Genomic DNA, 11,768 nt, shown 5'->3' with positions numbered 1-11,768 from the left:
CTGAGCAGCTACCAGCAGCAAGTCGTTGGCTTCGCCGCGAAACCCGGCATCTGTTTCGGCATCGCGTGAAACGGTCAGACGCCTCCTGCAGCGTGGCGATGCGGCAAAACTGACTCGCAGCAATCCGATCGCCCAGGCCGCGCCCTTGCAGAAAGTCTAACTCACCTTCAGCAAAAACATGACGAAATTGCGCGTTTAAGAGTTGTTGCAAAAGAGTTTTTTCCATCTCCGTACCCGCTTTGCCCGCAATATACGCCTATTCAGCAGGCTTTTTCCCCTAACCGGCGGCGTACGGTTACGAACGGTGTGGCTCTGCGTATTTATAACAGGTTATCAATTATGCCATCTCTGTCGCGCAGTCCTCCCTGCTGAGATCAACAAGCCTGCTATTACGCGTCAGGAAAATAGCGCAGCGGCAGGGGTATACCTTCCGGAAAAATGGTTAATAAAGGCACAATCCGGCTACATCCCTGCCCTTAATAGCAGTTTTAATATGGGTAATGTTGCGTAATACTTATGGCAGCAGGCTGTTCAACGCCTGCGCCATCATTTGCTGGAGTACTCATGTCTGAGAAAAAACCTGTTCGCCTGTCCGTGCTGGATCTGGCTCCTATTCCGCAAGGCGCGTCTGCGCGCGACGCCTTTCACCATTCACTGGCGCTGGCGCGTCAGGCGGAAGCGCTGGGTTTCCACCGCTACTGGCTCGCTGAGCATCACAACATGACCGGTATTGCCAGCGCGGCGACCTCGGTGCTGATCGGGTATCTCGCGGCAAATACCGAAACCCTGCGGCTTGGATCCGGCGGGATTATGCTGCCTAACCATGCGCCGCTGGTGATTGCCGAGCAGTTCGGTACCCTGGAGTCGCTCTACCCTGGTCGCATCGATCTCGGGCTGGGCCGTGCACCGGGTTCCGATCAGCGCACGATGATGGCGCTGCGCCGTCATCTCTCCAGCGCCCAGGCCGACAGCTTCCCGGAAGATGTCGCTGAGCTGCTGCGCTGGTTTGATGCTGAAGAAGGCGAGCATCATCCGGTACAGCCAGTGCCGGGCCTCGGCCTGAAAATTCCGGTGTGGCTGCTCGGCTCAAGCCTTTACAGCGCTCAGCTGGCGGCGAAGCTCGGGCTGCCGTTTGCCTTTGCCTCGCACTTCGCCCCGGATCTGCTGCTGCAGGCGCTGCATCTGTACCGTGAGAAGTTCCAGCCTTCGGCACGCCTGGCTAAGCCATACGCTATGGTCTGTGTGAATATTGTGGCGGCAGAGAGTGAGCGCGACGCGCGCTTCCTGTTTACCTCCATGCAGCAGCAGTTTATCAACCTGCGCCGCGGCAAGCCGGGCCCGCTGCCTGCGCCGGTGGAAAATATGGATAGTCTCTGGTCGCCGTCAGAGCAGTATGGCGTGCAGCAGGCGCTGAGCATGTCGATTGTGGGCGATAGCGAAAAGGTGCGTCACGGTCTGGCAGCGTTGCAGCGCGAAACGCAGGCGGATGAGATCATGGTCAACGGTCAGATCTTCGATCCCAAAGCGCGGCTGCGCTCATTTGCGCTGGCGATGGAAGCTGCCGGCACGCTGTAGCAGGTTGAGTAAAAGAGATAAAAAAGGGACGCCGCATGGCGTCCCTTTTTATTGCTTAACGTTTAGCGATTATGCATCACGACGACGTGAGGTGCCTTCGTCGCGACGTGGGCCACGGCCCGCTTCGCGGCTAAAGCGTCCGCCTTCGCGGCCACCTTCACGACGCTCGGAGAAGCGACGCGGTGCGCCTTCACCACGTGGTGCACTGTCGCCACGCGGTGCGCTGCTGCGACGCTCGCCACCGAAGTCACGACCGCCACTGCGGCGCTCAGTACGCTCGTGCGGCTGTGCATCACCCAGCAGCTGCATATTCATCGGCTTGTTCAGAATACGCGTGCGCGTGAAGTGCTGCAGAACTTCACCCGGCATGCCTTTTGGCAGTTCGATGGTGGAGTGCGTGCCAAACAGCTTGATGTTACCAATGTAGCGGCTGCTGATATCGCCTTCGTTAGCGATAGCACCCACAATGTGGCGAACTTCAACGCCGTCATCGCGACCCACTTCAATGCGGTAAAGCTGCATGTCGCCAACGTCACGACGCTCACGACGTGGACGATCGCCATCACGGCTCTCACCACGGCTGTCGCGGTCACGACGCGGACGGTCAGCGCGGTCATCACGATCGCGGAACTCACGACGCTGCGGACGCGGCGCGTCAGCCGGTACGATCAGTGGACGTTCACCCTGAGCCATTTTCAGCAGGGCAGCCGCCAGCGTTTCGATATCTAGCTCTTCTTCCGGCTGCATTTTGCTCAGCAGCGCGCGATACTGATCCAGATCGCTGCTTTCCAGCTGCTGCTGTACTTTTGCTGCAAATTTGGCCAGACGACGCTCACCCAGCAGCTCTGCGTTTGGCAGTTCTACTTCCGGAATAGTCAGCTTCATGGTGCGTTCAATGTTACGCAGCAGACGACGCTCGCGGTTCTCAACGAACAGCAGCGCACGGCCAGCGCGGCCCGCACGACCGGTACGGCCGATACGGTGAACATAAGACTCCGCATCCATCGGGATATCGTAGTTAACAACCAGGCTGATACGCTCAACGTCCAGACCGCGCGCCGCAACGTCGGTTGCAATCAGGATATCAAGACGGCCATCTTTCAGGCGCTCCAGCGTCTGCTCACGCAGTGCCTGGTTCATGTCGCCGTTCAGCGCGGCACTGTTGTAGCCGCTGCGCTCTAAGGCTTCAGCCACTTCCAGCGTTGCGTTTTTGGTACGCACGAAAATGATGGCTGCATCAAAGTCTTCTGCTTCCAGGAAACGCACCAGCGCTTCAGTTTTACGGCCGTAAGCGGTCCAGTAAGACTGTGAAATATCCGGACGCGTGGTCACGCTTGACTGGATACGCACTTCCTGTGGATCTTTCATGAAGCGTTTGGTAATACGACGAATCGCTTCTGGCATAGTTGCAGAGAACAGTGCGGTCTGATGACCTTCCGGGATCTGCGCCATGATGGTTTCAACGTCTTCGATGAAGCCCATACGCAGCATTTCATCAGCTTCGTCCAGAACCAGACCACGCAGGTTAGAGAGGTCCAGAGTACCACGCTTCAGGTGGTCCAGCAGGCGGCCCGGGGTACCCACAACGATCTGTGGTCCCTGACGCAGGGCGCGCAGCTGTACGTCATAACGCTGGCCGCCATACAGGGCCACGACGTTGACGTTACGCATATGTTTAGAGAATTCTGTCATCGCTTCAGCCACCTGCACCGCCAGTTCGCGGGTCGGTGCCAGCACCAGAATCTGTGGTGCGCGGACAGAAGGATCAACGTTGTTTAACAGCGGCAGTGAGAACGCCGCGGTTTTACCACTACCGGTCTGCGCCATACCCAGAACATCGCGGCCCGCCAGCAGGTGAGGAATACACTCAGCCTGGATTGGGGAAGGCTTAACGTAGCCCATACCGTTCAGAGATTCGAGGATGTCGGCGTTCAGGCCCAGATCAGCAAAAGTGGTTTGAATATCAGTCATGTAGTACACGTGCCTCTTAGATTGCGGCGGCCAGTCTACATAACTCGTCGTGAAAATTTTCAGTCATTTTCATCAAAAAGTGTGAACCGGCTCAAATTAGAAGTTTTGACGAACAGAAAAGCCCTCACCTCTGGAGATGATGACTTTACAGGTACAACAGGCAATAAAAGTTCGTCAGCTATTGCTGGTCAGATTCTGATAAATCGTCTTGTGTCTGGCCGAGTTGCGCCAGTTCCAACAATGCGTATCGGTGTTCAACAAAGTTGTTAACGTTGTTAGACACCGCCAGTTTGAACAACGCTTTCGCGTCGTCCTTCTCCCCCAGACTTAGGTAGTACTTACCTAAATAGAAGTTGGTTTCACTGAGATGTTCAGCGAGCGAGGTGTTATCCGTTGCGTCCGCCTTGAGACGTTCCATCAATGTTTTTTCACTGATGTCGCCCAGGTAGAACTCGACAATATTCCATCTCCATTGGTCCTTAGCCGCTTTGTCATAACGCTGTTTCAGCGCTACTTTAGCCTGGTCTTTGTCTATCTCGCTTTCAGTGAGATAGAGCCAGAGGCTGCGGAACGGATCGTTAGGATCGTCTTGATAAAACGCCAGCAGATCATCTTGCGCTAACCTGTATCGACCACCGTAGTAGAGAGCGATACCGCGGTTTAAATGCGCATAATTGTAAGTTGGATCAAGCTCAAGTACAGAATCAAACGCTTCGTAGGCGGCATCAAAGTTGCCAGCCTGCGTTAAGTATATACCAAGATAGTTAAACACTTCTGGCATATCTGGTCTTATAGACAGCGCTTGCGAGAAATCGTTCCGCGCCAGTGCCCTCAGACCCAAACTATCATACAACACTCCGCGCTCATATAACAGCTGTGCGCGTTCATCGTCGGTCAGGGCCCGACTGGCAAGAATTTGTTCCATTCGCGCCAGAATGACCTCTTGCTGCAGTGTGGGCTGCAAAGGTACTGCCAGAACTTCGTTCTTACGCCAATTGGAGTTGCTGCATCCTGCCAGCGAAATAGCTGTCGCAACAATACACCAGCGCAAAAAAGGCTTCATTTCCCACTCCCGATACAAACATTGGGATAACCATCCTGTCATCCGCCTGCTATGCACAAGGGTTCCCGCCCTCGCGATGATACCCTGGCGGTGTCAACTTATCGGCACAGCGACCGTGAATTGACGATACCAGAGTATACAAACACCCCTTTCTGCCGGGCAGAAAGGGGCTAATCAGGACACGCTTATTCAGCGTCAGAAGCGTCCACAGCAGCAGCGGCTTCTGCCGGCTTCTGCTCAGTTGCCTCTTTGATGCTCAGACGTACGCGGCCCTGACGGTCAACTTCCATCACCTTAACCGGTACTTCCTGACCCATCTGCAGGTAGTCGGTCACTTTCTCTACGCGCTTGTCGGCAATCTGAGAAATATGAACCAGACCTTCTTTACCGCCACCGATAGCCACGAACGCACCGAAATCAACGATACGGGTAACTTTACCGGAGTAGATGCGGCCCACTTCAATCTCAGCGGTGATCTCTTCGATACGACGAATCGCTTCTTTCGCTTTCTGACCGTCGGTCGCAGCGATTTTTACGGTGCCGTCATCTTCGATTTCAATGGTAGTACCGGTCTCTTCGGTCAGCGCACGGATTACCGAGCCGCCTTTACCAATCACATCTTTGATCTTGTCAGAGCTGATCTTAATGGTGTAAATACGCGGTGCGAATTCAGAGATCTCCTGACGCGGCGTGCTGATAGCCTGCTCCATGACGCTCAGGATATGCAGACGCGCACCCTTAGCCTGGTTCAGCGCAACCTGCATGATTTCGCGGGTGATGCCTTCGATTTTGATGTCCATCTGCAGCGCGGTAATACCTTCACGGCTACCCGCTACTTTGAAGTCCATATCGCCAAGGTGATCTTCATCGCCCAGGATGTCAGACAGCACGACAAACTTCTCATCTTCCTTCACCAGACCCATAGCAATACCGGCAACGGCTGCTTTGATCGGTACGCCTGCGTCCATCAGTGCCAGTGAAGCACCGCAAACGGAAGCCATAGAAGAAGAACCGTTTGATTCAGTGATTTCTGATACAACGCGTACGGTGTACGGGAACTCTTCCTGCTTAGGCATAACTGCCAGTACGCCACGCTTCGCCAGACGACCGTGACCAATTTCACGACGCTTTGGTGAGCCAACCATGCCGGTTTCGCCCACTGAGTATGGAGGGAAGTTGTAGTGGAACAGGAAGCTGTCGGTACGCTCGCCCATCAGCTCATCCAGGTTCTGCGCATCGCGTGCGGTGCCCAGCGTAGCAGCAACCAGCGCCTGCGTTTCACCACGGGTGAACAGCGCAGAGCCGTGCGTACGCGGCAGTACGCCGGTACGAACGTCCAGACCGCGGATCATATCTTTTTCGCGACCATCGATACGCGGTTCGCCGCTCAGGATGCGGGTACGAACCACATTCTTCTCGAGGCTATGCACGATATCGCCGATTTCTGCATCATCCAGCGCAGCATCTTCAGCCAGCAGGGCAGCGATCGTCTCATCTTTGATCACGCCAACCTGTGCGTAACGCTCCTGCTTATCGGTGATGCGGTAAGCATCAGCGATGCGCGCTTCCGCCAGCGCGGCAACACGTGCAATCAGTGCATCGTTAGTCGCTTCTGGCTTCCAGTCCCAGCGCGGTTTGCCCGCTTCGGCAACCAGCGCGTTGATGTTTTCGATAACAACCTGCTGCTGGTCGTGGCCAAATACCACGGCGCCGAGCATCTGCTCTTCAGTCAGGATATCGGCTTCCGATTCAACCATCAGTACCGCGTTCTGGGTACCGGCAACCACCAGGTCCAGACGTGACTGTTTGATCTCATCTGCGGTCGGGTTCAGGACATACTGGTCGTTGATGTAACCAACGCGAGCAGAACCGATTGGACCGTTGAACGGAATACCTGACAGTGACAGCGCAGCAGAGGCACCAATCATTGCCACGATGTCCGGGTTAACCTGAGGGTTAACAGAAACGACAGTAGCGATAACCTGCACTTCGTTAACGAAGCCTTCCGGGAACAGCGGACGCACCGGGCGGTCAATCAGACGCGCAATCAGGGTTTCGCCTTCGCTTGGACGGCCTTCGCGACGGAAGAAGCTGCCCGGGATACGACCAGCAGCATAGGTACGCTCCTGATAGTTAACGGTCAGCGGGAAAAAGTCCTGGCCTGGTTTCGCTTTCTTCTGGCCAACAACGGTTACAAATACCGCTGTGTCATCCATGCTTACCATAACAGCCGCGGTAGCCTGACGTGCCATCATGCCGGTTTCCAGCGTGACGGTATGCTGACCATATTGGAATTTGCGTACGATCGGATTCAGCAAAATTAACATCCTTAAATTCAGGGCAGAGCCATTGCGGCTCGCCAGTGATAACCGATCTTTGTCGCATCCTCGCGACTAATGACAACCCTCAACCGCCCCTGCGGCAAAGCCTCTCATTAGCCGCGCGAACCTCTGCAAACAAAGATCACACTCAGCAACAATACATGAGTTTGGTCTGGATTGCTGCGGATTGCTCGAAAAAAGGGGCCTTAAAGGCCCCCTTTTCGCGAAACTCGCACAAATCTGATCGTCAGATGCGTTTTTTTGCATAGTGCATGCGCTACATCCCTGATCAGATTCTTCAGACTTAGCGACGCAGACCCAGGCTCTCGATCAGGCTGGTGTAGCGAGCAACGTCTTTACGCTTCAGATAGTCCAGCAGCTTACGACGCTGGGATACCATGCGCAGCAGACCGCGACGGCTGTGGTGGTCTTTCTTGTGCTCAGAGAAGTGACCCTGCAGGTGGTTAATCTGAGCAGTCAGCAGAGCAACCTGAACTTCAGTTGAACCGCTGTCGTTAGCGCCACGACCATATTTAGCAACGATCTCTGCTTTAGCTTCTACGCTTAGAGACATAATAAACTCCAGTAAAAAAATGAATGTATGGGTGCCGATCTCTAATTCAGCAGCCCGCTTTTAAAGCCGCGCTATTCTACTCTGCGCCCGCAGGCAACGCAAATGCGCTGTTGCAGCAAAGATGAGCAGCACGGTCAGCCAGGAAACTCCACCACCAGCCGGCGTGGCGCTACCCGTCCATCGGCGGCGATTTCAGCCATACCGATGAATTTTTGTGCCTCACCTTCCGTGACCCTTACCAGACCTGCTGCCGGCGTATCCGCAGCCTGGACCGGCATACCCTGCTTAAAGCTGGCGGCAACCGTAACGGGCAGATTGACCACCGGAAAATCTTCCGCCGGGCTGTCCATTGGCAGCAGCAGCGCATCGAGCGCGCTGTAGTCAGGCGTTTCAGCCGCGGTGGCTTCTGCTGCCACCGCCTGCAGCTGCTCCAGCGTCATCATTCGTGCAATCGGGTAGCGTGCGACCTGCAGACGACGCAGCATAATGACATGCGCGCCACAGCCCAGCTTCTCACCCAGATCGTCGATGATAGTACGAATATAGGTGCCTTTGGAGACGTGGATCTCCAGCTCCAGCTCATCACCTTCATGGCGAATAAACTGCAGCTCAAATACGGTGATGGGTCGGGCTTCACGCGGCACGGTAACGCCTTCGCGCGCATACTCATAGAGCTTGCGACCCTGATATTTCAGCGCCGAGAACATAGTCGGCACCTGCATCGTATCACCGCGAAAACTCTCCAGCGCCGCATCCAGCTCAGGCTGGCTGAAGGTCACCGGGCGGGTTTCCACAATGTTGCCATCTGCGTCTGAAGTATCGGTACGTTCGCCCAGCCGGGCGATAACGCGATAACGCTTATCAGAGTCGAGCAGATACTGCGAAAACTTGGTGGCCTCGCCCAGACAAACCGGCAGCATACCGGTGGCAAGGGGATCCAGCGCACCGGTATGACCCGCTTTGTTAGCATTAAACAGGCGCTTAACTTTTTGCAGCACATCATTGGACGACGCGCCCTGATGCTTATCCAGCAGGAAGACACCGTGTACGTCGCGGCCGCGACGACGAGGACGACTCATCAGTCCTCCTTGTCATCTTCCGCCGGGGTTTCACCGCGCCGTTCTGCATCGTTTCTGATCACGTTAGAGACCAGATTTGACATGCGCATCCCTTCAATCAGTGAGTTGTCATAGAAGAAGGTCAGCTCCGGCACAATGCGCAGACGCATCGCTTTGCCCAGCAGAATGCGGATGTAGCCTGACGCCTCTTTCAGCGCTTTCAGACCATTTTTTACCGCTTCTTCATCCTGATCGTTCAGGAAAGTCACAAATACTTTGGCATAGGCCAGATCGCGCGACACTTCAACGCCAGAGACCGTCACCATCATACCCAGACGCGGATCTTTGATTTCACGCTGCAGAATAATCGCGATCTCTTTTTGCAGCTCCTGAGAAACCCGCTGCGGGCGACCAAATTCTTTCGCCATAATGATATCTCCCAAATAATTCGGGAGGCCAGTGGCCTCCCAAATTGCAGTACATCGATAAGTGAATTATGCGATGGTGCGTTTAATTTCAATGATTTCGAACACTTCGATCATATCGCCAACGCGAACGTCGTTGTAGTTCTTCACACCGATACCACACTCCATGCCGTTACGCACTTCGTTGACGTCATCTTTGAAGCGACGCAGGGATTCCAGCTCGCCTTCATAGATAACCACGTTGTCGCGCAGGACACGAATTGGGTTGTGACGCTTGATGTTGCCTTCGGTAACCATACAGCCCGCGATCGCGCCAAATTTCGGTGATTTAAACACATCACGTACTTCGGCCAGACCGATGATCTGCTGTTTGAATTCCGGCGCCAGCATACCGCTCATCGCAGCTTTTACTTCGTCAATCAGATTATAGATGACGGAGTAGTAACGCAGGTCGACGTTTTCAGCATCAATCACGCGACGCGCAGAAGCGTCAGCACGGACGTTAAAGCCGAGGATGATCGCATTGGAAGCGGCCGCCAGCGTAGCGTCGGTTTCGGTGATACCGCCCACGCCAGAACCGATAATCTTCACCTTCACTTCGTCGGTGGAGAGTTTCAGCAGCGAATCGGAGATCGCTTCTACCGAGCCCTGTACGTCAGACTTCAGAACGATGTTCAGCTCTGAGACTTCGCCTTCAGTCATGTTCGCAAACATGTTTTCCAGCTTCGACTTCTGCTGACGCGCCAGTTTCACTTCGCGGAATTTACCCTGACGATAGAGAGCAACTTCACGCGCTTTCTTCTCGTCACGGACCACAGTCGCTTCATCACCCGCTGCCGGTACGCCAGAGAGACCCAGGATCTCAACCGGAATCGATGGGCCTGCTTCCTGTACTTCGCGTCCCAGTTCGTCACGCATCGCACGTACGCGGCCATACTCGAAGCCACACAGTACGATATCGCCTTTGTTCAGCGTACCTTCACGTACCAGCACGGTAGCGACCGGACCACGACCTTTATCCAGGAAGGATTCGATAACCACACCGCTTGCCATACCTTCACGAATAGCGGTCAGCTCAAGCACTTCCGCCTGCAGCAGAATGGCGTTCAGCAGATCGTCGATACCGGTACCCGCTTTCGCAGAAACGTTGACGAACATGTTTTCGCCGCCCCACTCTTCCGGAATGATGCCGTACTGAGTCAGCTCGTTCTTCACGCGGTCCGGATCGGCTTCTGGTTTGTCGCACTTGTTCACTGCAACCACAACCGGTACGCCGGCCGCTTTTGCGTGTTGAATCGCTTCGACGGTCTGTGGCATCACGCCATCATCCGCAGCAACGACCAGGATAACGATATCCGTTGCCTGCGCACCGCGAGCACGCATTGCGGTAAACGCGGCGTGTCCCGGGGTATCCAGGAAGGTGACCATGCCGTTTTCGGTTTCAACGTGATAGGCACCGATGTGCTGGGTAATACCACCCGCTTCGCCAGAGGCGACTTTGGTTGAGCGGATGTAATCCAGCAGGGAGGTTTTACCGTGGTCAACGTGACCCATGATGGTCACGACCGGCGCACGGCTCTCCTGCACTGCATCAGTATCACGATCGTCCATTACCGCTTCTTCCAGCTCGTTCTCGCGGCGCAGGATCACTTTATGACCCATCTCTTCCGCGACCAGCTGTGCAGTTTCCTGGTCGATAACCTGGTTGATAGTCGCCATCGCGCCCATCTTCATCATCGCTTTGATGACCAGTGAACCTTTCACTGCCATCTTGTTCGCCAGTTCAGCTACGGTGATGGTTTCGCCGATAATCACGTCGCGGTTAACGGCCTGCGCTGGCTTGTTAAAGCCCTGCTGCAGTGCGCTAGGTTTGCGATGCTTACCGCCTTTACCACCGCGAACCTGCGCACGCGCTTCTTCACGATCGGTTTTAGCTTCGGAGTGCTTGTTGCCTTTTTTGGCAGGACGCGTGGCTTTAGCCGTGGTGCGTGCACGTGCACGACCCGCTTCAACCTGACGATCGTTTTCGTCTTCTGCCTGACGGGCATGAGTTGAAGTTGTGACGTGATAGTCACCTTTATCTTCTTCCTCAGGTTTGTCCCACTCAGCGCCTTTCTCTTCTGCCAGGCGGCGTGCTTCTTCCGCTACGCGGCGTGCGCTCTCTTCGAGCTTACGACGGGCTTCTTCTTCAGCTTTACGCTTCAGTTCAGCCGCTTCAGCTTCGCGACGGGCTTTATCAGACTGCGCAGCCTTGGTCACTTCATCGGTAGGTTGGTTTGTCACTTTATCTTTTTCCGCTGCTTCACGCTTAGCCTTGTCAGCGGCTTCGCGCCTGGCTTTATCTTCGGCTTCACGTTGCGCTTTTAATTCAGCCTCGCGACGGGCTTGTTCTTCCGCCTCGCGACGCGCCTGCTCTTCCGCTACGCGCTGTGCCTCAGCTTCCGCTTCTGCCTGAGCCTGCTGCTCAGCCTCTGCATCACCCTTCACATATGTGCGCTTTTTGCGAACTTCAATTTGCACCGATTTACTTTTACCCCCGGTGCCCGGAATATTCAAGGTGCTGCGCGTTTTGCGCTGCAACGTCAGTTTACCTGAACTGGTTTGACCGTGCTCACGGTTCAGGTGGGACAGTAAGGTCTCTTTCTCTTGCTGGGACACCGCGTCGTTTTCAGACTTAGGGATCCCCGCATCAGCAAATTGCTGTACCAGGCGATCGACCGGAGTCTGAATTTCGGCGGCCAGCGATTTTACGGTTACATCTGTCATGCTGTTCCTTCCTGT

The 11,768-nt window shown here is 55.0% G+C and carries 9 protein-coding genes and 1 pseudogene; 1 reads left to right on the top strand and 9 read right to left on the bottom strand.

The features are described from left to right. Positions 1 to 226: pseudogene (locus LAC65_RS18245) on the bottom strand (ubiquinone anaerobic biosynthesis accessory factor UbiT); the annotation flags it as partial. Positions 227 to 564: 338 nt separating this feature from the next. Here LAC65_RS18245 and LAC65_RS01795 point away from each other — a divergent pair. Then, positions 565 to 1,575, top strand: a complete 1,011-nt coding sequence (locus LAC65_RS01795) for a luciferase-like monooxygenase (protein ID WP_039382294.1) — start codon at positions 565 to 567, stop codon at positions 1,573 to 1,575. 69 nt (positions 1,576 to 1,644) lie between these two features. Here LAC65_RS01795 and LAC65_RS01790 read toward each other — a convergent pair whose 3' ends face one another. From LAC65_RS01790 to infB, 8 genes are all read right to left on the bottom strand, one after another. Further along, positions 1,645 to 3,546, bottom strand: a complete 1,902-nt coding sequence (locus tag LAC65_RS01790) for a DEAD/DEAH family ATP-dependent RNA helicase (protein WP_039382292.1) — start codon at positions 3,544 to 3,546, stop codon at positions 1,645 to 1,647. A gap of 16 nt (positions 3,547 to 3,562) precedes the next feature. Next, entirely contained in the window at positions 3,563 to 3,613 is a 51-nt protein-coding gene (gene yrbN / locus LAC65_RS18240; RefSeq protein WP_223300471.1) for a protein YrbN, read from the bottom strand. Positions 3,614 to 3,724: 111 nt separating this feature from the next. Next, positions 3,725 to 4,609: a lipoprotein NlpI gene (gene nlpI, locus LAC65_RS01780; RefSeq protein WP_224144805.1), complete on the bottom strand. Its 885-nt coding sequence runs from the start codon at positions 4,607 to 4,609 to the stop codon at positions 3,725 to 3,727. A gap of 185 nt (positions 4,610 to 4,794) precedes the next feature. Continuing rightward, entirely contained in the window at positions 4,795 to 6,927 is a 2,133-nt protein-coding gene (pnp, locus tag LAC65_RS01775) for a polyribonucleotide nucleotidyltransferase (protein WP_039382288.1), read from the bottom strand. A 307-nt stretch (positions 6,928 to 7,234) separates the two neighbouring features. Next, positions 7,235 to 7,504 carry a 30S ribosomal protein S15 gene (rpsO, locus tag LAC65_RS01770; protein ID WP_010615981.1) on the bottom strand — a complete coding sequence of 90 codons (270 nt, stop codon included), beginning with the start codon at positions 7,502 to 7,504 and terminating at the stop codon, positions 7,235 to 7,237. A 134-nt stretch (positions 7,505 to 7,638) separates the two neighbouring features. After that, a complete protein-coding gene (gene truB / locus LAC65_RS01765) occupies positions 7,639 to 8,583 on the bottom strand; it encodes a tRNA pseudouridine(55) synthase TruB (RefSeq protein ID WP_039382285.1) in 945 nt (314 codons plus the stop codon). Then, a complete protein-coding gene (gene rbfA, locus LAC65_RS01760) occupies positions 8,583 to 8,990 on the bottom strand; it encodes a 30S ribosome-binding factor RbfA (protein WP_039382283.1) in 408 nt (135 codons plus the stop codon). Before rbfA ends, truB begins: the two co-directional genes overlap by 1 nt. Positions 8,991 to 9,056: 66 nt before the next feature. Further along, positions 9,057 to 11,753 (bottom strand): translation initiation factor IF-2, encoded by a 2,697-nt coding sequence (infB, locus tag LAC65_RS01755; protein WP_039382280.1) that lies wholly within the window; start codon positions 11,751 to 11,753, stop codon positions 9,057 to 9,059. Between the last annotated feature and the right edge of the window lie 15 nt (positions 11,754 to 11,768).

It is taken from the genome of Pantoea eucrina, assembly GCF_020079945.1.
In the GTDB taxonomy this organism is placed as follows: domain Bacteria; phylum Pseudomonadota; class Gammaproteobacteria; order Enterobacterales; family Enterobacteriaceae; genus Pantoea; species Pantoea eucrina.
The sequence above is the reverse complement of the archived record's forward strand: the minus strand, read 5'-3'. Positions and strand labels throughout refer to the sequence as shown.